Annotated in this window: 12 protein-coding genes and 1 pseudogene; 12 read left to right on the top strand and 1 reads right to left on the bottom strand. The window is 33.1% G+C overall.

Annotation, left to right across the window (positions count from 1 at the left end; genetic code table 11):
• The first annotated feature begins 52 nt into the window (after nucleotides 1-52).
• The 5 genes from D0817_RS06360 to D0817_RS06340 all read left to right on the top strand — a co-directional run bounded on the left by D0817_RS06360 (nucleotide 53) and on the right by D0817_RS06340 (nucleotide 8387).
• Nucleotides 53-2917: a lantibiotic dehydratase gene (locus D0817_RS06360; protein ID WP_127337566.1), complete on the top strand. Its 2865-nt coding sequence runs from the start codon at nucleotides 53-55 to the stop codon at nucleotides 2915-2917.
• A complete protein-coding gene (locus D0817_RS06355) occupies nucleotides 2917-4080 on the top strand; it encodes a JmjC domain-containing protein (RefSeq protein WP_127337565.1) in 1164 nt (387 codons plus the stop codon). The genes D0817_RS06360 and D0817_RS06355 overlap by 1 nt, the downstream gene beginning before the upstream one ends.
• Nucleotides 4074-6332: a peptidase domain-containing ABC transporter gene (locus D0817_RS06350; protein WP_127337564.1), complete on the top strand. Its 2259-nt coding sequence runs from the start codon at nucleotides 4074-4076 to the stop codon at nucleotides 6330-6332. The genes D0817_RS06355 and D0817_RS06350 overlap by 7 nt, the downstream gene beginning before the upstream one ends.
• Before the next feature lie 2 nt (nucleotides 6333-6334).
• Nucleotides 6335-7630, top strand: coding sequence for an HlyD family secretion protein (locus D0817_RS06345; protein WP_127337563.1), 1296 nt, complete (start codon nucleotides 6335-6337; stop codon nucleotides 7628-7630).
• 487 nt (nucleotides 7631-8117) lie between these two features.
• Entirely contained in the window at nucleotides 8118-8387 is a 270-nt protein-coding gene (locus D0817_RS06340; RefSeq protein WP_127337562.1) for a GNAT family N-acetyltransferase, read from the top strand.
• Here the strand turns inward: D0817_RS06340 and D0817_RS06335 are convergent.
• Nucleotides 8374-8846: pseudogene (locus tag D0817_RS06335) on the bottom strand (IS982 family transposase); the annotation flags it as partial. The gene D0817_RS06340 and the pseudogene D0817_RS06335 overlap by 14 nt on opposite strands.
• Before the next feature lie 1255 nt (nucleotides 8847-10101).
• Here D0817_RS06335 and D0817_RS06330 point away from each other — a divergent pair.
• From D0817_RS06330 to D0817_RS06300, 7 genes are all read left to right on the top strand, one after another.
• Complete coding sequence (locus tag D0817_RS06330; protein ID WP_127337561.1) at nucleotides 10102-10326, top strand: hypothetical protein; 225 nt, start codon at nucleotides 10102-10104, stop codon at nucleotides 10324-10326.
• Nucleotides 10327-10338: 12 nt separating this feature from the next.
• Complete coding sequence (locus D0817_RS06325; RefSeq protein WP_127337560.1) at nucleotides 10339-11799, top strand: hypothetical protein; 1461 nt, start codon at nucleotides 10339-10341, stop codon at nucleotides 11797-11799.
• Nucleotides 11800-12743: 944 nt separating this feature from the next.
• Nucleotides 12744-13814 (top strand): magnesium/cobalt transporter CorA, encoded by a 1071-nt coding sequence (gene corA / locus D0817_RS06320; RefSeq protein ID WP_127337559.1) that lies wholly within the window; start codon nucleotides 12744-12746, stop codon nucleotides 13812-13814.
• A 60-nt stretch (nucleotides 13815-13874) separates the two neighbouring features.
• Complete coding sequence (pta, locus tag D0817_RS06315) at nucleotides 13875-15968, top strand: phosphate acetyltransferase (protein WP_127337558.1); 2094 nt, start codon at nucleotides 13875-13877, stop codon at nucleotides 15966-15968.
• Nucleotides 15969-16337: 369 nt separating this feature from the next.
• Nucleotides 16338-17522 (top strand): acetate/propionate family kinase, encoded by a 1185-nt coding sequence (locus tag D0817_RS06310; RefSeq protein WP_127337557.1) that lies wholly within the window; start codon nucleotides 16338-16340, stop codon nucleotides 17520-17522.
• A gap of 99 nt (nucleotides 17523-17621) precedes the next feature.
• On the top strand, nucleotides 17622-20366 hold the full coding sequence (locus D0817_RS06305) for a helix-turn-helix and ligand-binding sensor domain-containing protein (protein WP_127337556.1): 2745 nt from the start codon (nucleotides 17622-17624) through the stop codon (nucleotides 20364-20366).
• Between the two features lie 244 nt (nucleotides 20367-20610).
• Nucleotides 20611-23625 (top strand): SusC/RagA family TonB-linked outer membrane protein, encoded by a 3015-nt coding sequence (locus D0817_RS06300; RefSeq protein ID WP_127337555.1) that lies wholly within the window; start codon nucleotides 20611-20613, stop codon nucleotides 23623-23625.
• The last annotated feature ends 4 nt before the right edge of the window (nucleotides 23626-23629 follow it).

The following is a 23629-nucleotide window of genomic DNA, read 5'->3' as shown; positions in this document are numbered from 1 at the left end:
GTAGTGTTTTATCAATTGATACAAAATCATTATAAATCAGTAATTAATATAAATGCAGTTTTTTGATCACATAGTTATAAGGGCAGTTTCTTTACCAATTCAGTCTTATGAAAAAAATAGAGATGATTTGATTAAATTTTTCTCTGAAAATAAATTGTTTCATTTATCTCTCTTGGTTTCTTCAAGAACATTATATGAAGACATTAAAAAAAATAAAGCAGCTAAGATTAGTTCCACACTAGGAAAATATTTTTCCAGAGCGCATTTTAATCCAGTCCCTTTCGGTACTTTCAGCAGCGTTAGCTGTTTGAAATGGGGCGATAATACAAATATATCTAAATCTGATTTTCTTTCATTAAAGGTTGATTTTGATAGTTTTTATTATTTAAAGAAAGTTCAGAATTTATTAAAAGAGGAATGGAGAAACTATTCTTTTTTCACTAATCCCTCTATTCACTTTTTAAGTGAGTCTAAAATCAGTTTCTATAAATATGAGATTAAATCAAATGGACTTTTTGAGTCCAGTTTTGTTGAAATTGATTATGATGAAAATATAGAATGGTTAATAAATAAATTTGAAAGAGGAGCTAAAATTGCAGAAGTTGTAATTGATCTTTTAGAAAATGGTTTCCTGGAATCTGAAATAGATAACTTCCTTTTAGAAATAATTAATGCTGGCCTTATCATTAATGAAGTAAGTTATTTTCCATATAACAAGAAATTAAAAATTAATTTCAAAGGAATAAAGTCTGCCTTAATCAGTGAAAATGTTCATCATTTGAAAAGATCTGATGATTTTGATAATTTTATTCAGGAATATATAAAGGAACAAGATACTGATTTAAAAGAAGATAATATAGGATCTCAATTGCATAATGTAACCTCTTTCGAAGAAAATTTTGGAGTGCTAGACTCAAAAATAAAAGATAAAATTAAAAACTACATTGATTTTTGTCTCCATTACAATAAAAGTAATACAATTAATGAACGTTTAACTGAGTTTGGAAGTGTATTTTACCATAATTTTGATGATGGTTTTGTTCCTTTGGGTAAGGTATTTAATCCATATTCAGGTTTAAATTACAGTTCAATTAAAAGCAAAAAAAATAAAACTTTAAATTCGGAATTGCTTACTAAAATTGTTTTAGCTAAAACAGGTGAGGTTCACTTCTTATTGCCAAAAAAAGCTAGCGAAGAAATAGAAAACAACAGAAAAAGGCTTCCTGCAACTTGTACAGTTGTTTTTGAAGTTCTGTTTTGTAAAGAAACTGGAAAAGAAATAATTTATTTTAAACACTTAGGTGAAGCTTCTGCAATAAATTTAATAGCAAGGTTTGGTCACGTTACTGACAAAGTGATTGAAGATATTGTTAACTACGAAAAAAAGGTTAATGAAGGTAAAATTATTGCAGAAATCAACATGATTTCTAATTCAAGAAGCATTAATCTTTTTGCAGAACGACAGTATTATGATTACAATGTAGCATTAAATACTTCGGGTACTGTAAACTCAAATAGTATTCCCTTGTCTGATATTTTTATACGTTATGATGGAAAAAAGTTTATCCTTATCTCAAAAAAATACAACAAGGAAATTATTCCTAGAGTTACTTCAGCAATTAACCACAAAACATCCTCTTCGGAAATTTATAAATTTTTAAATGAGTTAAGATCACAAGATGGTGAGATTTACTCTGTTTATTTTGATTTTAATTTGTATAAAGATACATTAATGCAATATGTGCCAAGAATTTATCTTCAGGATGACATACTACTTCATCCTGCCCAAATTATGCTTGTTCATGATAATTGGAATCTTAAAGATTTTAAAGACTATTTATGGAGCATAATAAAAAGATACTCTTTTACTTCAAAAGTAACTCTGCAGGACCCAAAAGGAAATATAATCATAGACTTAGAAAGAGAAGATAACTTAGTCTTATTATTCGAACGGTTAAAAGAGACGGAGAAATTATATGTAACAGAATTTCTGTATGATTCGTTTGTCCCAGCAGTTACCAGAGATAATGATAATTTTTCTCATGAATTAATGGTTAGTGTTAAAAATACTCTATTTGAAAATAAAAAGACAAATCTAAATTTTTCAGAAGATGTTTCAGAGTTTAATAATACTCCAATTTTAGCAGATTGGCTGTATTTTGAGTTGTATTGCAATACATATGCAGAAAATGAAATCTTAAATTATATATATGATCAAATTATTTCGAAAAATAAAGTAGAGCAGTTCTTTTTTGTTCGATACAATAATCCTGATAATCATTTAAGAGTACGATTTAAAACTAATTCAACAGCAGTAAAGAAATTTATTATCTCAAAATTGGAACAATTAAAAGTTCAGAATTGGGTAATTAAATATCAGATACTCCCTTACAAACAGGAACTTTACAGGTATGGAGGAATGGATTTAATGTTGCTTACTGAGAATTTTTTCACTCTAGACAGTATAGATACACTGGAAAATGTTTTAAAGAAAGACTTAGAGATACAAGAAATATTTATTATCTCAGTGCTGAAACTAAAATATTATTTAAAGTTTTTTGATCTTAATATTGAGGAAATGATATTGTTTTGCGAGAATAATATACTTTATTTTTCTAATGAGTTTAATTTAAATGCAGATATGAGAAAATCTTTTAATAAAGACTTTTCTAAAATTAAATCTGAAATAGATCTATTTGATTATAAGAACTTTTTATATGATTCAGAATTTAAAATAGTTCTTAATAATGCCTTGGATAATAGCTATCTGGTAAAATACAGTTATATATCAGCTATTTTACATATGGGTGTGAATAGGGTTTTTAATGAGAATCAAAGATTTCATGAATTTAAAATGTACTATTTAGCAAAATGCTATTTGAATCAATTAAAATATACAACTAAAAACATAGAGTAATGATAAACGATAATTTATTAGAAAAAATTATAAGCCCTTCTAGTTTACAGGATTTTATGGAGAACTATTATGGCAAAAAGACACTGCACATTCAAAGAAATAACATTAGCTACTATGACTCGATAATATCTGCTTCAATTTTAGATGAAATTTTGACATCTACTATTTTGACTGAAAAGAATTTGAGAGTTTCTAAAATTGATAAACAGATTCTTAAGAAAGAGTATAGTGTTCATGATGAATTCTATAATGAAGATCAAATTAATATAGGTAAGATGATGGAACTTTTCAATGATGGGGCTTCTATTATTATTGATAACATATCCAAGTTCAGTCGTAATATCCTTGATCTTGAAATAGAGATTAGCAAAAAAATAGGTTATATTAAAAATATTTCATCAAATTTATATCTCACGCCGTCAGATTGTCAAGCTTTTCCTCTCCATTATGATACTTCCGAAATTTTTATTATTCAATTAGCAGGAACTAAAACATGGGAGCTATATGAGTATTCCAAGGAAGTTTATCCTTTGAAGAATTCTATAAACCATACTCTCCCAGAAAATACTTCCTGCATTAAAATTACATTGCAGCCAGGAGATATGATTTATATGCCTCGAGGGGTATCTCACAAAGTATATACAAATGATGAACCATCACTCCATCTTACTATAAGTTTGTTTCCTCAGACTTTCGTAGACCTTTTTGAATTGATGCATACAACACTCAAAAATAATGATAGTAATTTTCGTAAAAATATTACTAAACAGTCTTCTGTCACGGAGATTAAAAAGTTATTTACAGATAGTTTAGATCAAACTCAACTAACTGTTTTTTTAGAAACACTGATTAGTAGAAACAGATATAGTGAACTTTACCAATACACAGATATTATAAATAGTATTTTTGAAGAAGTTGATTTTAAGAAAACGGATTTTAAGTTTAGAAAATATGCGAATATTAATTATTCTCAGGGTACAAGTTTAATTCTATATGGAACTAAAAAAGTCGAAATTGAAGGTGATTTTTCTAATTTAAAACTGTTTCTCAATAATGATAGTGTTCTTAACTTAGAGAATATGAAAGTTCATTTTGAAGAAGAATTATCCGAAGAATTACTTTATTTATTATTACAAGAAGGTATCATCTATAGAATATGTTAAAAAAATTCCCAAATTTTATTCAGGCAGATTCTAAGGATTGCGGTCCAACTTGTTTAAAAATAATTTCCAAATACTACGGTAAAAATGTAAATATTCAGGAATTGAGGAATTACAGTGAAACTACCCGTGAGGGAAGTAATTTATTACTGCTAAGTGATGCTGCAGAGAAGATTGGATTTAGAACTTTGGGGGCTAAATTATCGGTAGTTGAACTTGATGAAATGCCAATGCCTTGCATTTTACATTGGAACAATAATCACTATGTAGTTTTATATGAAGTAAAGAAGCTAAAGTTTGAAAAAATCAAAAAGAAGTTAGGTAGAATTGGATTTAAATTTGATTTGTCGTTAGGTCAGGTATTTAAAGTTTCAGACCCTGGACGTGGTTTACTGGAATATAACAAAGAAGAATTTACCAAATCTTGGATTGGAAATAATGCTACTGATTTTACCCAAGATGGAATTGCTTTATTAATTGAATCTACTCCAAAATTTTTTGAATCGGAATTTGAACAAGATCGTAAAGGATTCGGATTTGAAATGCTGTCAAAATATGTCTTGCGATACAAATCATTCTTGGTGCAATTAGCTATCGGATTGTTTGCCAGTAGTATTTTACAATTAATCATTCCGTTTTTAACCCAAAGTATCGTTGATATTGGAATACAGAACCAAAACATAAATTTTATTTATTTAATTCTTTTCGCACAATTATTTCTTTTTGCAGGAAAAACTGGTTTGGAGCTTATCCGTAGTTGGATATTATTACATCTTTCCACAAGAATAAATATTTCTCTGATTTCTGATTTCTTCATTAAATTAATGAATTTACCCATTTCATTTTTTGATGTCCGAATGACTGGAGATATTATGCAACGTATTAATGACCATCGAAGAATTGAGAAAATCCTTACTTCTTCATCTTTGAATGTTTTGTTCTCTGTAATTAATATGTTCGTTATGGGCGGAGTTTTAGCTTATTATAACATCAAAATATTTTTTGTTTTTTTTGTAGGAAGTATTCTCTATTTCGGCTGGATTCTTTTATTTTTAGAGAGGAGAAAGGATTTAGATTACAAACGATTTTCGCAAGTTTCAGAAGAACAAAGTAAAGTTATGGAGCTTATTAATGGAATGCAGGAGATAAAATTGCATAATGCTGAAAAACAAAAGCGCTGGGGATGGGAATATGTGCAGGCTAGGCTTTTTAAGGTTTCTATAAAAGGTTTAGTTTTAGAGCAGACCCAAACTATTGGGTCGTCTGTCATTAATGAATTGAAAAATATTTTAATAATTTTTCTTTCTGCTAAATTGGTTATTGAAGGGGAGATTACACTTGGTATGATGTTGGCTATCAGCTCTATTGTAGGGAGTTTAAATGGGCCTATTATACAAATTATAGAGTTTGTCAGAGAACTTCAGGATGCAAAAATAGCATTGGCCAGGTTATCTGAGATTCATGATAAAGAAGATGAAACTGATCATGAATTTCTGCAAACTAATGATGTTCCTTTTAATGATGATATTAAAATTGATAATATTTCGTATCGTTATTTAGGTTCTGATGTTCCTGTTCTCAAGAATCTCAGTTTAATTATTCCAGCCAAGAAAATAACCGCAATTGTAGGAACGAGTGGCAGTGGAAAGACAACATTGATGAAATTGCTTCTTAAATTTTATGAACCTAATGAAGGTGAACTAAATATAGGGAGTACTAAATTAAAAAACATTTCCCAAAAAGCCTGGCGATCAAATATTGGAACAGTAATGCAGGAAGGATTTATTTTTAGTGATACTATCGCCAATAATATAGCTATTGGTGTTGATAAGGTTGATAAAGAAAGATTGGCTTACGCTGCGGATGTAGCTAATATTAAAGAATATATAAGCAGTTTACCTCTTGGATATAACTCAAAGATAGGTTCTGAAGGATTAGGAATGAGTACAGGACAAAAACAAAGACTACTTATTGCAAGGGCGGTTTATAAAAACCCTGAAATATTGTTTTTTGATGAGGCAACATCTGCTTTGGATGCCAATAACGAAAAAGAAATTATGCAAAAACTTGATATTTTCTTTAAAGACAAAACTGTCGTTGTCATTGCACATCGATTAAGTACAGTTATGAATGCAGACCAAATTGTAGTTTTGGATAAAGGAAAAATCATTGAGATTGGTTCTCATTCCGCTTTAGTAGAACAAAAAGGAAATTATTTTGAGCTAGTTCGAAATCAATTACAATTAGGAAATTAATTATGGCTGAAGATAATACTACATTTGAATTAAGAAGTGAAGAAGTTCAGGACATTCTAACAAAAGTACCGCATTGGATGATACGCTGGGGAACTGTTGTGATATTTGCTATTATATTTATGCTTTTTTTCGTGTCCTGGTTTATCAAATATCCGGACGTTGTAAATACCGAAATTGTCATTACAACCAATATTCCACCAGAGAAGATAGTCTCAAAGTCATCGGGTAGAATCGAAGCTATTCTGGTCAAAGACAAATCGATAGTTTCAAAAAATAGTACCTTGGCCATTATTGAAAGCACAGCCAATTACAATGATGTTTTTTTATTAAAAAAAATCGTTAATAATTATAATATCAACGATTCAAAAAAAGCTTTTCCTTTTCCTTTGCTAAAAAATGCGCAATTGGGAGAAATTGAAACTGCTTTTGCCGTTTTTCAAAAAGATTATGAGGCTGAACAATTAAACAAAGAATTACAGCCTTTTCAGGTTGAAAACAGAGCGCAGGTTTCAGAAAAAGTGCAGATCAAGGAAAGACTGGAAATTCTACAACAGCAAAAAGTTATTAACGAAAGCGAATTGCAGTTGCAGAAAAATGAAATTTCCCGTTTTGAAACCTTATTCAATAAAGGAATTATTTCGGCCCAGGAAATGGAAGCTAAAAAATTAGTTTATCTTCAGGCTCAGAAGAACTACAAGGGACTTTTATCGTCTATTTCTCAGTTGAGGTCTTCTTTGATTGACAATTCAAAATTAAGTCAAAATTCGCAGATAAGCGGCACTAAAGAGGAAGTTAACCTTGGTCGTAACATGGCACAATCTTTTTACCAACTTAAAAAAGTAATAAAAGATTGGGAAATGACTTATACACTAAAATCATCAATTAGTGGAGTGGTTACTTTTTTACAGGTTTGGACAGAAAACCAAACTATAAATGTTGGTGATAATGTTTTCTCTATTATTCCGGTCACTAAAAATGGATTTATCGGAAAAGTTAAAGCACCTGCTTTGAACTCAGGAAAAATAAAATTGGGACAAAAGGTTAATATAAGATTAGCTAATTTCCCAGACAGAGAATTTGGAGTTTTAAAAGGCAAAATTCAGAATATTTCATTAGTTCCCGATAAAGATGGGAATCTATTATTGGATGTAGCCCTTCCTGACGGATTACAGACTTCTTATAAAAAAGAAATCGTATTTCAGCAGGAAATGAAAGGAAGTGCTGAAATTGTTACAGAAGATTTACGCTTAATCGAAAGAATCTTATATCAGTTTAAAAGTATTTTTGAACAGGTATAGATTAGGTTTTGGGAATTGGCAAAAATTAAAAAAAGAAGGAATATTTTAAGTGAGCATATTATAAGAAATATCGATTATTTCAGTGATGATTATCAATATTCCCTATTGTAACATTCTTTAAATGGATAAAACAAAATTCAGTAATAAAAAATTAGGGATATTCATAAAAAGCTGTCAAAATACACATTTGGATTGCCATTTGAAACTATTTAATTGTTGCGTATGTGTGAAAAATATGAAAAAAGCGAATTATCAATCTATCAGATTATGCAAATTTTAATCACATCAGATTTTGACAAAACTCCTTTTAGGTAATTATTAAATGAATTTAAAAACAATCAAAATGTCAATGATTAATAATATAATATTTTTGATGATTTTAATTTTTTTTAACGCACCAGCACTAATTTCAAATAAAGAATAACCAATTGCTATTTTCAATATATTTTATTATTAATTTTCATATCCAACCTTAACAACTATACGCATGCCTTTGATATCCAAAGAAAAGTTTTCTGAAGCAGCCGGCATTTCTAAAATTCCTATCCCTGGATTTTCCTCTTATTTAATGAAAGTATTTAAAATCAATGATTTAAATACTATTGTAAAAGAGGGAAGCAATCTCGAGGGTGCTGATTTTGCTAATTATGTTTTAACGAAAATTGGTGTGAAAGTCCAATTTGATGCTTCAGAATTATTAAATATTCCCAGCGAAGGAGCATTTATAATTATTGCAAATCATCATCTATTCTTTTAGAGTTTGATTTTCTTTGAATCTTCAAAAACACACATTTTCTCTGAAATGCTGCATCTTCTAAACTGTAATCCAAATACGCACTATCGCCGTAAATAGAAGCTTCAGCTGGTAATTTATCTATCATTTTTCCAAGTGCTTTTGCATCGGCTGTTTTTCCTGGAGTGAAATGAAAAGCTATTGGTATTCCATCTTTTGTGGTCACTAATTGTACTTTAACCCCGTAAAAACAACTTTTCATACTTGCTGTGTAACCTCTCCATTTCTTCTCCTTAAGTATTTTGCAATTTGTGATTCTCATATTATTACAAACCGCAACTGGAAAAGAATCAATTATATACTGCATTTCACAGCAAAAGGTTTTAAATAAGAACTTACAATCTCAAATAGCTCATAAAGAAGCTTTCCAATTTTATGAAGACGCCTATTGAATCTACTTTTCTCTAACATATTGGGAATAAAGCAAAAAAACCAGTAAATCCTTGGATTTACTGGTTTAAGACATCTTTTTGAGGCTTTTTGAAAAAAATGAAAAAGGTTAGTTTTTCATGCTTTTGGCCTTCTGGGATCAAAACAAGAAAACCCCCTGTATTTGCACGGGCTTTTTATTCCGCGGAGAAAGAGGTACCGCTAACCATATATAGATCCCAGCAATTACTTGTGTTTTTAGATTTTTTTTAAACTTGATACACCCATAGGTACAGTACAAATTTAAATCTCAAATTTTCGTACAAATATAAAATTTCTGTCAAAAAAAGGATTAAAATGCCAATAAATCTATTGACTTTTTATGCGGTTTTATGTTTAATATGTTAATTAGCAATAGTGTATGTGAATTTTTAATTTAGCACGACCAATTAACTTTCTAACGATGAACCAACTGCAACAGTTTAGCCTCGAAATACCGTTTGAGGCAAGTTTTAAACTAGATGAACCGCTTTATTATTTTAAAGATTTTATAAAGATTGTGGCAGCTTTCGCCAATTTGCCCTTAAGGCTGGATCGCATAATTTAACATCAACCTTCCGATATTAATAATCCTAATAATGCAATCCTTCAAGTGTATTATAGTTAATCTGTTGCATGTAGCTTTCTAAATTCAGGTAAATCCTGTAATATGTTCCTCATAGAGATAATTTCTGATGATGTTTTGTCTGCTAAATTCAAAAGGTGTTCATCTATAATCATCTACGGTTTAGAAATCTTTAAATCAGGTTGTTTGGAATTTTAAAGTTTTTAGAAAACAAGTATTTATACGCGATTTGCATCCGCAGATTATAGTTAATTTCGATATGGTAAATGAAAGCAGGTGAAAGAACTAATTTAGCTCCAGCCCAAAAAATGCTAGAAATGGGTTGTCTATATTTTGTCCTTTTTATTTGTGATGAAATTGAATCGAAATAAGCTTGGATCAGCTTCTACTGATTAAGTTTCCTTTGAATATTAATACGTCATTTATAGAATATATGAAGTTTAGTATTTAAACGATTAATAGGGTTTTTAATCAATTTTTCATTGCTAAAAAATAAGTTATTTAAACATTAGTCTGACGGATTTAGTTTTTCGGCTTTAGAAAAAGCAGTAAGCAGAAAAGGGATTATAGGGTGTGAAGAGATTAAAACTTTTGATTATGCAGCATAGTAATTAGAGTAGCAGCTTCCTTCTTCAAAAAAAGCGGGGTTGCGAGAGATTTTAGATAAACCAAAAACTAGACCTTATGAAAAGAATAATTACTTTAATTTGCATGCTGCTGTGTTACAGTATGTTTTCACAGAAATATTTAGTGAAGAGAGACCTTATCGCTGCATTTTTTAAAGCAGGGACAGAGCCTACTTCATATGATATGATTCTCGAGGTAAAACTAGATGCCGACAACCTGTATGATTTTACATTGACCTATGATGGGAAGAAATCAGATTTTAAACTTAAGCCGCTGACCTAGGTTGAATTTGAAGTGAAACTGAAGCCTAAGATTATTGAAGTAGTTGGATATAACGCTACAGATAAAAATAATTTGAAGGCAGCCAATGCAATAGATTCTGCAGTGCTTTCTAACTCTATCGCTTTGCTGTTTACTCAGATTGTGTCGTATGTTAACTCAGAGGATGAAAGACCTCAAGTTGCCACAATCTACTTAAAGGAAGATCTCATTAATGTCTACTTCAATAAAAAAAAAGCTGAAGATCTTAAGAATCTCAATCCTTCAGGCACCCTTACAGATGTGAATGTTGAAATTTCCTTTTATGGAGGGTTTATAGAAAAAATACAGGTAAACGGTAAAGTCAAAGGTGCTGATGTATCCTTCAATAATAAATTCTCCATAGGTATCAGCGCAACAAAAAATATAGGCCAGTTTGCCGACAACAGGCTTTACAGCAATGAAAGATTCGAGGAAGCATTTTTTGCTACAGCAAATGGAAACAAAGGAGTAGCTCCGGTTCAGTATAATAAGGATGCCGAAAAGAGAAGTCTTTTTATAAGCGCATCGGATGTCATTCGATATGTGAAGAAGGTAGATGTGAATGCAAATGACATCAGTCCGGTTCCCCAGCTGGTATTACTGGATGAAAACCAGAAAACGGCCAAGCTGTATAAAGAAGAATCATCGAAACTTTTTGAGGCTACAGTCTACACTGATTTTTTCGGAGTATTTGATGAAGCAAGTCCAAACGGTATCATACAGACCGAAGTCAATAAGCGTTTCAATGTAGAGACTAGCAGGTTTGATATGAGAAATAAGTGTTGGGGCCTTTTATTTCCTCCGTTTTTTTTAGCTGAAGGAGTCGGTTTTTTCCAATTTTTTGATGCGAAATTCCAGTATTCCAAAATTGAGAAAAATAATAAGTTTCTGCTTCCTCAAACCTATGAGGAAAAAGACGAGAATGGAAATGTGCTTTCTTCGGAAAATTATTATTCGCCCCTTTCACTATACCAGCACAAAAATTTTGCAATCGGTGGCATTGCCAACCTGATGACCCTTGAGAACCAGAATGCCAAAGCCAATGTCTATCTCAACGCCGGGTTCCTATTTGGAAGAAGCGGGATTAAGGAAACCGCATTACAAGAAACCGGTACTTATTTAAGCAATTTGGAGATTCCAATTGAATGTAACTTTCACCTGCTGCCGGAGAAAAGGGTAAGTTTTATTCTGGGGGACAGGCTTTCTTGGTTTGACACTTTTGATTCGAATATTAATCTGAAATCAATTGAAGACTCGAAACTGACATCGAAAAATAAATGGCTGAACAGTTTTAACGTTGATGTGAATGTTGACATTTCAAGCACCGGGAAACTGTTCCTGAGGTATAAATTGATCCATGAGCTGGATAATATCAACAATAATTTCTCGCAGCTTCAGTTCGGCTACTCCTTTTTTCTGCTACAGAGCAACGGAGTAAAAAAAAAGAGCAGCTAGATTAAGAAATACAGAGTTGAGTTAAAATATAAATGTCGTAAATAATTTATCTTGTAAAAAACGATATATTTTAGTGTCTTTTCGGGCACAATAAAAAGCCGGCTTATGTCGGCTTTAAAACTTTATGGGTTTGCCTTTATCTGATTAAGATTTATGTTTAAAAAGCAGATACTGTATAAATACTGAATAAAGTCCAAGCGAAAGGTGGTCACTAGGGGCAGACAATGTTTTCAAGCGATCAATACACAGTGATTATTGGACTGGAACTGTTGCAGATAAAGCTTCTTGCAACAAGTTCGCTATCTATCCTCAAGCTTCAGGTTGGTGGACAACTTAAACGAGAAGTAAAGTATAATAGCACTATCGGATATTCCCTTATAGTTTTTATTGAGACGACTGATAACACACAAGATCTTTATATCCCTATTGCAACAAGGGTTGAGATGGAGAATCTTGTCAAGGTATAAAAGATTGAAAAAGAATCTAGCTGATCATTTTTGAAAGGTCATGCGGTTGAGTTTAGGTACTGTTACATCACAAAAACATCCTCAAAAACATCCTCAAAAGCTTCAGCTAAGAGTTTCAAATCTTCAGGTAAAAGGTTGGAATTCATTCCTTCTAAGTTTAGATGAGGGATAAATTTTTCATTTAATAGGTTTGTTTTTTTCTACTCAGTATACTATTTCTTATAGATAAATTAGATTTATTTTGTACCTTATTTGTACCATTACTTTGTAAAGTATTGATATACATATGATGTTAATTTTGAAGAAGTAAAATAATTCTTTAGTACTAAGAATTAGTACAAAGTATTAAGATTGAAAACCGGGTCAGAAATGGCCCGGTTTTTTTATGCCCTTTTATCAATTATAAAGAGACAAACTGACAATTGTCATTTCCTTTTCAAATTCTTTTTTGTAATATTACTAGGTAAATATTTTTGAATGAGAAAGATTAAATATAAGAAAGGGCGCAAGCTGCAACACATTACTTTAGAGTACACAGGAACCCATAAAGAGCATGCAACAGAGATGCAGCTTTTTGTATATGATGATGCAGATGTTGTTGAATATGAAAAATTTACCGTAGCAGCACTAAATTCCTGCTTTGATTATACCAGGAATAACTGGCTTAATGTTCATGGCTTAAATGATATTGGTCTGCTTAAAACCATCGGAGCGCATTTCAAACTAAATGATTTTTTACTGGCCGATATTTTAAATACTACGAAAAGAACGAAACTGGAAGAACAGCCGGATGTTTTATTTTTTAATATAAAATCGTTGCTGCCTTCCGAATATTCGGATAATCTTAGCGTTGAGCAGATTAGTTTTATCCTCAAGGATGGAGTTCTTATTTCATTTCAGGAAAAACGAAGCGATTTCTTTACGCACATTAGGGAGCGACTTCGCACGCATGCCGGAATTGTACGAACGAAAAAAGTAGATTATTTACTCTATTTGTTATTAGATGCCGTGATCGAAAACTTTTACATTACAATAGAAGATGAAGAAGAAAAAATTGAAGAATTAATCAATTTAACCAAAAAAGGAGCTGACCCGATTATATTGGAAAAGATTGAAAACCACAGGGATAATTTTAATTTTCTAAAACGTTCCATAATTCCGCTTCGGGATTCGTTATTTTATTTAAAAACGATTAAAGACGATGATACCAGTACTTTGATCCAAAAAGACACCTTTAACTTTTTTATCAGGTTGCATCAGAAAAGCTTAGAGCTTCTGGAACAGATTGAATCTGATATGAGTTCACTGGAAAGTGCTTCCAATTTCTATTTTTCGGAACAAAGCCGTAAAATGAATGAAATCATGAAAACGCTGACGATCATTTCGGCCATCTTTATTCCGCTGACTTTTATTGTTGGAGTTTACGGGATGAACTTTGACTATATGCCGGAACTTCGCTCTAAAAACGGTTATTTTATCGTTATGGGAAGTATGTTTTTATTGGTCATTGCCCTGATTATCTATTTCAAAAAAAGACGTTGGTTTTAACGTTTGTTTCCAGTTTAAAAACGACGATTTAAGTACATTTGTTAACATCAAACATTCATTATGAGTAAAGCGATATATATAGCCACCAGTGATCAGAATAGCGGGAAATCAATTATTACACTTGGTTTAATGAGTATTTTGATTGGGAAAACCGCTAAGGTGGGCTATTTCAGGCCGATTGTTGAAGATTTTGTAGATGGCGGGGTAGACAACCATATTGAAACCGTTCTTTCCCATTTTAATCTTGATATTAAGTTTGAAGAAGCATACGCAATCACGAAAAGCAAACTGATCAAGAAGAAAAATAAAGGGAAGATAGGGGAGGTTTTAGACTTAATCATAGAAAAGTACAAACGCCTTGAAGAACGCTTTGATTTTGTTCTGGTAGAAGGAACCAGCTTTACGGGAGAAGGAACTTCAATAGAACTGGATACCAACGTTCTAATTGCTAAAAACCTCGGAATTCCAACCATAATTATTGGATCCGGAATAGGAAAAACGCTTGATGAACTGGTAGACAGCCTGCATCTGGTTTATGATTCCTTTAAAATAAAAGAAGTTGAGGTGCTGTCTGTTTTTGCGAATAAAGTACAGCCGGAAAACATCGATCTGGTGACTAAAAGCCTCCAAAAAAGTCTGCCTTCCAATGTTTTGATAAACACCATTCCGCTGATTTCAAGTCTTAACAATCCAACCATGCAGGAAATTGTCAACCTACTGGATGCTAAAGTACTGTTTGGAGAAACGTACTTAAACAATGAAATCGGACATTACAGTGTTGGTGCCATGCAATTGCATAATTATCTGGTACATTTGCAGGATAATGCTTTGGTCATTACACCGGGTGACCGCTCGGATATTATCTTAGGGGCATTACAGGCCAACGAGTCTGCCAATTATCCGACGATTTCGGGAATTATCCTTACCGGAAATATAATCCCGGAACAAAGTATATTAAAACTTATCGAAGGACTTTCCGCAGTTGTACCGATCATTGCAGTGGATGGAGGAACTTACCACATTACCAATAAAATTGGCAGTATCAGATCTGAAATCTATGCCAACAACACGCATAAAATAGAAACATCGATCAGTACTTTCGAAAAATATGTAAAAGTTGACGCTTTGTCGGAAAGACTGATCACTTTTGTGGCAGAAGGAATGACGCCAAAGATGTTTCAGTACAATATGGTGAAAAGAGCCAAACAGCATCGTAAGCATATCGTCCTGCCGGAAGGAAATGACGACCGGATTATTATGGCAGCGTCACGATTATTAGATATGGATGTGGTAGATATTTCGATTATAGGAGATAAAAAACAAATTGAAAGTAAAGTTGCGGAACTCGGAATTACTTTTGATTTTTCGAAAGTTAATATCATCAATCCGATAGAATCTACACTCTATGAAGATTATGCCAATACGTATTACGAGCTTCGAAAAGCCAAGAATGTAAGTATTACAATGGCGAGGGATTTAATGGAAGACGTTTCTTATTTCGGAACCATGATGGTATACAAAGGCCATGCAGACGGCATGGTTTCAGGAGCTGCACACACCACCCAGCATACCATTTTACCGGCATTGCAATTCATCAAAACAAAACCTAATTCTTCGGTAGTTTCCTCTGTGTTTTTTATGTGTCTGGAAGACAGGGTTTCCGTTTTTGGAGATTGTGCCATTAATCCAAACCCAACCGCCGAACAATTGGCAGAAATTGCAATTTCGTCGGCAGAATCAAGCCTGGCTTTCGGAATTGAACCTAAAATAGCGATGCTTTCTTATTCTTCAGGATCTTCCGGAAAAGGAGATGAGGTCGATAAAGTAAGAGCGGCCACTGCAATTGTAAAAGCCAAACGTCCTGATTTAAAAATTGAAGGACCCATTCAGTATGATGCTGCAGTTGACCTTACCGTTGGAAAAAGTAAAATGCCGGATTCTGAAGTGGCAGGTCAGGCAAGTGTCTTAATTTTTCCGGATTTAAACACCGGAAACAATACGTATAAGGCTGTTCAGAGAGAGACCGGAGCTTTGGCCATCGGACCAATGTTACAGGGCTTAAACAAGCCCGTAAACGATTTAAGCCGTGGTTGTACTGTGGACGATATTATCAACACAGTTGTAATTACAGCGATTCAGGCACAGGGACTTTAATTAATTATGAGTTATTAGTTAAGAGTTATGAGTTATTTGTCTTGTGTTATGATTGTTACTTAAAAAAAGCATGTCAGGCTGAGCGGAGTCGAAGCCCCATTTTGTTTGGCCAGCCTTCGACTTCGCTCAGGGTGACAATAAAACTAAAAAAGATATGTCAGGCTGAGCGAAGTCGAAGCCCTTTTTGTTTGGCCAGCTTTCGATTTCGCTCAGGGTAACAATAAAATTAAAAAAGATATGTCAGGCTGAGCGAAGTCGAAGCCCTTTTTGTTTCACCAGCCTTCTATTTCGCTCAGGTTGAAAGTAAAATTTTAAAAAAAAGAAGCTCAGCAGCTTAGAAACTTAGCACCTTAGAACCTTTAAAAAAAAATGAAAATACTAATTATAAATTCAGGAAGCTCCTCCATCAAATATCAATTAATGGTCATGCCGGAAAACGAAGTAATTTGTTCCGGAATGATTGACAGAATTGGTTTGGAAATTTCAAATATTGCGTTTAAAACGGCATCGGATTCCTTAGAAGAACTACTTCCTATTCCGAATCATAAAGTAGGGTTGCAAAAAGTAGCCGAAATGCTTTTAGACCCGCAAAAAGGAGTTATAAAATCGACTTCGGAAATTTCGGCTGTTGGTCACCGCGTCGTTCATGGCGGAAGTGATTTTACAGATACCGTAAAAATTGATGAAAAAGTAAAATTAAAAATCAAACAGCTTTTCGAACTGGCACCTTTGCACAATCCTGCCAATTTAGAAGGAATTAATGTGGCAGAGGAAATTTTTAATTCGGCAGAGCAAATTGCTGTTTTTGATACCGCCTTTCATCAGACAATGCCCGAAACAGCCTTTAAATATGCCATTCCGAACTACCTTTTAACAGAAAATAAAGTACGGGTGTATGGTTTTCACGGAACCAGTCATAAATATGTTTCTGAAAAAGCAATTGGTTTTTTAGAGCACAATTCAAAAATAATTACCATTCATTTAGGAAATGGCTGCAGCATGGCGGCTATTAAAGACGGAAAATGTATTGATACGACGATGGGCTTTTCTCCGTCAAATGGTTTAATAATGGGAACCCGTGCCGGAGATATCGATCAGTCGGTGATTTTTTATCTGATCAAGAATCTAAATTATACGGCTGATGAAGTGAATGCAATTTTGCTGAAACAAAGCGGTATGCTTGGCCTCACAGGCTACAGTGACTTGCGCGATATCGAATCGGAAGCTGAAAAAGGAAATAAGGACTGTCAATTGGCTTTGCTGATGAATGCGTACCGAATTAAAAAAACAATTGGTTCTTATACGGCTGCCTTAAATGGTTTGGATGCGATTATTTTTACCGCAGGAATTGGAGAAAACTCTTCCTATATGCGTAAACTGGTTTGTACGGATATGGATTATTTCGGAATTGAACTGGATGATGAAAAAAATGCAGTCCGTTCGAAAGAAATCAGGGAAATCAATACCCCCAATTCTAAAGCTAAAGTTTTAGTTGTTCCCACAGATGAGGAATATGAAATTGCCAGTCAGGTTTATCAGCTGCTTCAGAATTAAAAAATATATTTTATGCGTAAAAAGCTCCCGCTCCGGGAGCTTTTTTTACATTCAGAAATTAAATATTTGTCAGTATCTTTGAATATAAATCCGAATATTTTGAAATCGATACTTTTAAAATTACTTTTCTTCTTTTTCATAGCTTCACAAATTCAGGCACAAGAATTACTTCCCTTTGTTGAAAATTACAGTAAATCAGATTATCAGGGCGATAATCAGATCTGGAATGTAGCACAGGGAAAAGACAATGCCATGTATTTTGCCAATAATCATTACCTGTTGCGCTACGATGGTGTCATATGGGAGAAATACACTTTGCCGAATAAAACGATTATTCGTTCTATTTTGATTGAAGGCGATAAAATATATTCCGGTTCATATAAGGAATTTGGTTACTGGTACCGTAAAGAAGGCAAAATGCATTACGTGTCGATTACCAAAAACCTGCGCTTATTCGATGAAAAAGACAATGAAGAAATCTGGAAAATATTCAGGTTCAATAGATCGCTTTATTTTCAGTCTTTCAATGATGTTTTTATTTACAATGGAAAAACCATTAAAAAAATAAAATTTCCATTTCTGATATCCTATTGTTTCTTTATAGACAAAAACCTTTACGTGGCTTCTGTTCAGGACGGTATTTTTAAGATGAACGGCAAAAAGATTGCAAATCCAAAAGGATGGAATGTTCTCAAAAATACGGTAGTTCACGCTATCGAAAAATACAAAAACCAAACGTATATTTTTACACAGAAAAAAGGGGTTTTTGTAGTTGAAAAGAATGGACTCAGGCCCTGGAATAATCCATTGAACGAAACCTTAAAATCAACCACTATAAATGTTGCCAAATTTATTAAAGGCAATAAACTAATAATCGGTACCGGAAATAAGGGTGTTATAATTTTAGACTTAGATTCCAATTTGTATAAAAACATTGACCGCAATAATGTTTTAATGAACAATTCGATTCTGAGTATTGGTTTTGATAAGGAAGATGATTTATGGCTGGGCCTTGACAACGGAATTGCCCATGTCGAAGTCAATTCTCCGATATCCTTTTTCTATGATAATTCAGGAATATTAGGATCTGTTTATTCGGTGGCTACCACCAATAACGGGTATCTGATCGCTTCCAATCACGGCATTTTTGAATTTGGAGCCGGCAGGTTTAATATGCTGCCCAATACGCAGGGACAGGGCTGGAACATTACCAAAATCGGTACTACCTATATTATTGGACATAATGACGGAACATTTTCGTATGATAATGGTGCCCTCTCTAAAATTAACGGGGTAAGCGGTGGCTGGAATTTATCCAAAAGCAGTATTAACAATACCTATTTTCAGTCCACTTACAGCGGTATTCTGGTGTATGATGATTTATCAAACCTTTCACATTACAAAATAATAAAGGATCTGACCAAACCCATAAAATATGTAGCCCAGAATAAAAAAAATGAAATCTGGGCAGCGGATAATTATCGCGGTTTATATCGTGTTTTGCTGGACGATGATTATAAAACAAAAAAAGTAGAGAATGTCACGCAGCAAGCCAAAATAAAAAATGATTTTGGCATTAAGATTTTTGAATTTAGAAAGGAAATACTCTTTCTAATCGATAATTCCTGGTACACTTATAATTCCATCACCAATAAACTCGAAGAAAACGAATTATTTAATGCAAATTTCAGAAATGTTTCAGATGTTGTGGCCATAGATGAAGATCATTTTATGGTACTTCAAAACGGGATTTTATATCATATTTATGCCACCGGAAATAAATTTGTCTGGAATATTATTCAGGAGAAATATTATAAAGGAAAGCTGATCAATGAAAATTTGAGAATATTTAAAAACGACAATCATTACCTTTTAAATCTCGATGACGGATTTATTTCCCTTCAGTTAAAGTATGAAAACAAGCAGCATAAAGCCTTAAGAGTAGAAGCCTTTAGTGATAATGTCCTAATTGCGGATGATTCTAAAATAAAATTCAATAAAGAGTTAAAAATAAATGTGATTTCCGGAATGTACGGTGCCAGCAAGCCGAACTTGTTTTATAAACTAAATAAAAGCAAAGATTTTACGCCTGTTTCTGATGGCGTAATTTTACTGAATAATTTAAGCAGCGGTTATCATTCTATCGTGATTTATAAACATGATGGCGCCAGTTATGAAAAAGTAGAAGCGTTTTCTTTTAAAGTGGCCCAGCCCTGGTATTTTTCATTTTGGATGATTTTGCTCTATTTATTTGTAATTGCGTCAGTATTGTTTTTGTATTACAAATGGAACAAACTTCGATACACCCAAAAATTAAAATTGCAGGCAGAGGAACTTAAGCATCAGAGAGAAATTCTGGAGATGGAGCTGAAAGCAGAAAATGAATTAAATGTTCAGGAATATGAAAAACACATCCTGGAACTTGAATTACAGACAAAATCATCTGAAGTTGCCGGAAAATCCCTGTCGATAGCCAAGCAAAGTGAAATGATTGAAAACATACAGAACATTCTGGATTCTGAAAAAGATTTTAATAAACTGAAAAGTGAAATTAAAAAGGCCATTAAAATCAATGAAGTCAACAAACACGAATGGGAAACTTTCGAAACCAATCTGAACCAGATTCACAATGAATTTATTATTAATCTGACAAAGAAATTCCCAAGCCTTACCCCAAAAGATATAAAACTCTGTGTTTACCTTAAAATGAACCTCTCTTCCAAGGAAATTGCACCTCTGATGAACATCTCTTTCCGAGGTGTAGAATTGCACAGATACCGCTTAAGAAAAAAATTAAACCTCACCCAGGACGAAAACCTGTCAAAATTTTTATTGACTGTGTAAGATTCGTATGTGTTTTTTAAACATAGTTTAATTTTACCATTCTTTTTTTATATAATTCCAATACATCATTACTACATCATAACGTTATGTTAATGAAAAATTAAAATGGGTTAAAGTCTTTATTTATAGTTCTTTAATAACGTTTTTTGATGTAGTGATGTAGCTGTGTAGTAGTGCTGTTTGATGTACTACAACGTTGTAATTGTTTAATTTGGCTCTACTAACTTAAACGATTACAAACTGTATGAAAAATTTTATTTTTAGTTTTTTAGCGCTCTTGTTGCTGCCTGCTTATATGTCCGGGCAGACAATTAAAGGAAAAGTATTAGATAGCAGCGGAATGGGAGTTCCGGGAGCTGTTATTAGTGCACCTCAGTCAAGAACTTCTGCTGATGCTGATTTCGATGGTAACTTTACTATTGCTGCCAAAGAAGGGGAGATGTTAAAAATCTCTATGTTGGGTTTTGAACCTGTTTCCTTGCCTGCAACTTCAGGAATAACCATTACCTTAAAAGAATCCGGTGATACTGCCTTAAAAGAAGTAGTCGTAATTGGATACGGTACCAGAAAGAGAATTGATAATACTACCTCAATTAGTTCGATCAAATCGGAGGAAATTACTAAAACAAAAGTATTGAATGCATCGCAGGCCATTCAGGGTAAAGCGGCAGGGGTTCAGGTAATTTCGTCAGATTTGCCGGGAAGTACACCTTCTGTTGTTATTAGAGGTTTGGGAACTGCATTAGGAGGAAGAACTCCCCTATATGTAGTTGACGGAATGCAAACCGAGAATATCAATAATATTAATACAAATGATATTACTTCTTATGATATCCTAAAAGATGCTTCTGCACTTGCTATTTATGGTACCAGGGCAGCCAATGGGGTTATCATTATTACAACCAAAAAAGGTAAAGGTGATAATAAAGTTTCTGTAGAAGTAGAAAGCTTTGCAGGTGTAAGAGAGCCACTTAAAAAAGTTAAAATGGCGGGCAGTAATAAGTATGCCTATTATACGAATGCCGCTTTGCAAAACACTACTTTTTCACAAGATCAGCCTGTAAATACAGATTGGTTTGACGAAATTACAAGAAGTGGATCCTATACACAAAACAACGTTTCTGTTTCCGGTGGTTCTGAAAATGTGAAATACTTTTTCAGTTTAGGAAATTACGAAGAAAAAGCAATCCTAAACGGATTAGGTTATGGTCGTACCACTTTTAGAAATAATAATGAGTACAAAATTTCTAAAAAACTGACCTTAAATCAAAACTTCAGTTTTACGTCTACAAAATCTACTCCGAAACCTTTAGGAGCTTTTACAAATGCCTACAAACAATCACCAATAGTTCCTGTATTTTTTCCTGATGGAAAATATGGAGTGCCAAGAGTGGGTGCAAACGGCTTTGCAAACGAAACAGGATCAGCATTTAACAATGTTGGAAATCCGGTTGCACAACTTGATTTTTTTGATGAACAACAAAAAAGCATGACTTTGCAGGGAGGTTTAAAATTAGATTATGATATTTTAAAATCGTTAAAATTTACCTCTCAGTTTAATGGAGAGTACTATACCTGGAAACAATATAATTTTGAAGACACCAAAAATGTCTGGCTTGCTGCAAATCCTAATAAAGTAGCAAGTGATTATGAAAAAGAATTCCCAAATGCTAATATTAATTTATTAACCAAAGGAAGAGAAGATTATTACAATTGGAATTTAGCGAACTACCTGACTTATAACAAGGTGTTTAACGATATTCACGATATTGAAGTAGTAGCAGGTATTGAAACAAGCGTGAAAGGCGCCAGAGAAAAACTTACCATTAAAAGAAAAAATGTAAATTCTGATGCGAACTACTGGGCGCTGAAAGATGTAGAATACGCTGCAAATATCACGAGCTATAAAGATGAAGTTTTCAATGAAGTAAAACTAGCGTCATATCTTGGACGTTTCCAGTATAAATTGATGGATAAATATCTAGTTACCGGAACGGTAAGACGTGACGGATCTTCAAATTTTGGTAAAGATTATCGTTGGGGTACCTTTCCTGCTTTTGGTTTAGGATGGGTGATGTCTAAAGAAGCTTTCTTAGCAGATTCAAAAGTTATTAGTTTATTGAAATTAAGAGGAGGCTGGGGTAAATTAGGAAATCAAAATGTACCATTAAACAGAGCAAGTTACACCTCTGGTCAAAATGGGTACTTAGGTGGTTCTATTTTAAACGAAGGAACGACTATTAACTCACAAATTGACCCAAGTTTATCCTGGGAAGTTACAGAAGAGACTTCTGTTGGTTTGGATTTCGAATTATTAGAGAGCAAATTAAAAGGAACCCTTGATGTGTATGACAGAAATACAAACAACATCATTTTAAATACAAAACCATATTCGACATCCGGAATAACAAATGTATCTCCGGCACACGTAGGGGAGGTTTCGAACAAAGGTTATGAAATTTCTTTACGCTGGGATGATAAAATTGGTGAGGATTTCAGCTATTTCATTGGCGGAAACTTTTCGAATAATAAAAATGAACTTACAGGTTTAAAAAATGTTATTTTATCTCCGGTTATTGGAGGAGGTTTAGGTAACGGACAAGATACTAAATTATTAGATAACACTACTATTGGTCAGCCATTAGGAAGTTTCTACATCTACGATTATGCCGGTTTTGATGCATCAAATGGAAAAATGCTGTATTACAATGCTGCAGGCGATAAAGTAACTCAGGATGCCTTAAATGCCACTACAGACAGAAAATATGTAGGATCAAGCATGCCAAAATCTAATTACGGAGTTTCTTTAGGATTTAATTACAAAAACTTTGATGTCTCTGTAGACGGTTACGGAACCAACGGTGCAAAAGTTTACAATGGTAAAAAAGCACAGCGTTTTGCAGGAGAAAACATCGAAGAGTCTCTTGCTGTTGATTTTTGGACACTTAACAATGTGACAGCTTCAAATCCTGCACCATTCAATCAGGTACCGGTTGCTTCTACTTATTATTTAGAATCAGGTGATTTCTTTAGAATCAATAACATTACCGTTGGATACAAATTGCCATTGCCAAGCGAGAGTTTCATTACTTCCTGCAGAATTTATGTAAATGCTATAAATCCATTTATTACACAAAAATTCTCAGGGTTCTCTCCGGAATTAAATGGAGATGGAAATCCTTACGGAACTCAGGGAGTTGAATTGGATGCTTATCCAACTTTGAGATCATTTGTAATGGGAGTTAACTTAAAATTTTAAAATT

It is taken from the genome of Flavobacterium cupreum (assembly GCF_003996965.1).
Classification (GTDB): Bacteria; Bacteroidota; Bacteroidia; order Flavobacteriales; family Flavobacteriaceae; genus Flavobacterium; species Flavobacterium cupreum.
This window is presented reverse-complemented; position numbering and strand designations above follow the sequence as displayed.

Excerpts from the sequence above, each read along its gene's own strand:
- D0817_RS06350 (WP_127337564.1), top strand. The coding sequence starts at position 4,074 with ATGTTAAAAAAATTCCCAAATTTTATTCAGGCAGATTCTAAGGATTGC.
- pta (WP_127337558.1), top strand. The coding sequence starts at position 13,875 with ATGAGTAAAGCGATATATATAGCCACCAGTGATCAGAATAGCGGGAAA.
- D0817_RS06340 (WP_127337562.1), top strand. The coding sequence starts at position 8,118 with ATGCCTTTGATATCCAAAGAAAAGTTTTCTGAAGCAGCCGGCATTTCT.
- D0817_RS06310 (WP_127337557.1), top strand. The coding sequence starts at position 16,338 with ATGAAAATACTAATTATAAATTCAGGAAGCTCCTCCATCAAATATCAA.
- D0817_RS06330 (WP_127337561.1), top strand. The coding sequence starts at position 10,102 with ATGAAAAGAATAATTACTTTAATTTGCATGCTGCTGTGTTACAGTATG.
- D0817_RS06360 (WP_127337566.1), top strand. The coding sequence starts at position 53 with ATGCAGTTTTTTGATCACATAGTTATAAGGGCAGTTTCTTTACCAATT.
- D0817_RS06355 (WP_127337565.1), top strand. The coding sequence starts at position 2,917 with ATGATAAACGATAATTTATTAGAAAAAATTATAAGCCCTTCTAGTTTA.
- D0817_RS06345 (WP_127337563.1), top strand. The coding sequence starts at position 6,335 with ATGGCTGAAGATAATACTACATTTGAATTAAGAAGTGAAGAAGTTCAG.
- corA (WP_127337559.1), top strand. The coding sequence starts at position 12,744 with ATGAGAAAGATTAAATATAAGAAAGGGCGCAAGCTGCAACACATTACT.
- D0817_RS06300 (WP_127337555.1), top strand. The coding sequence starts at position 20,611 with ATGAAAAATTTTATTTTTAGTTTTTTAGCGCTCTTGTTGCTGCCTGCT.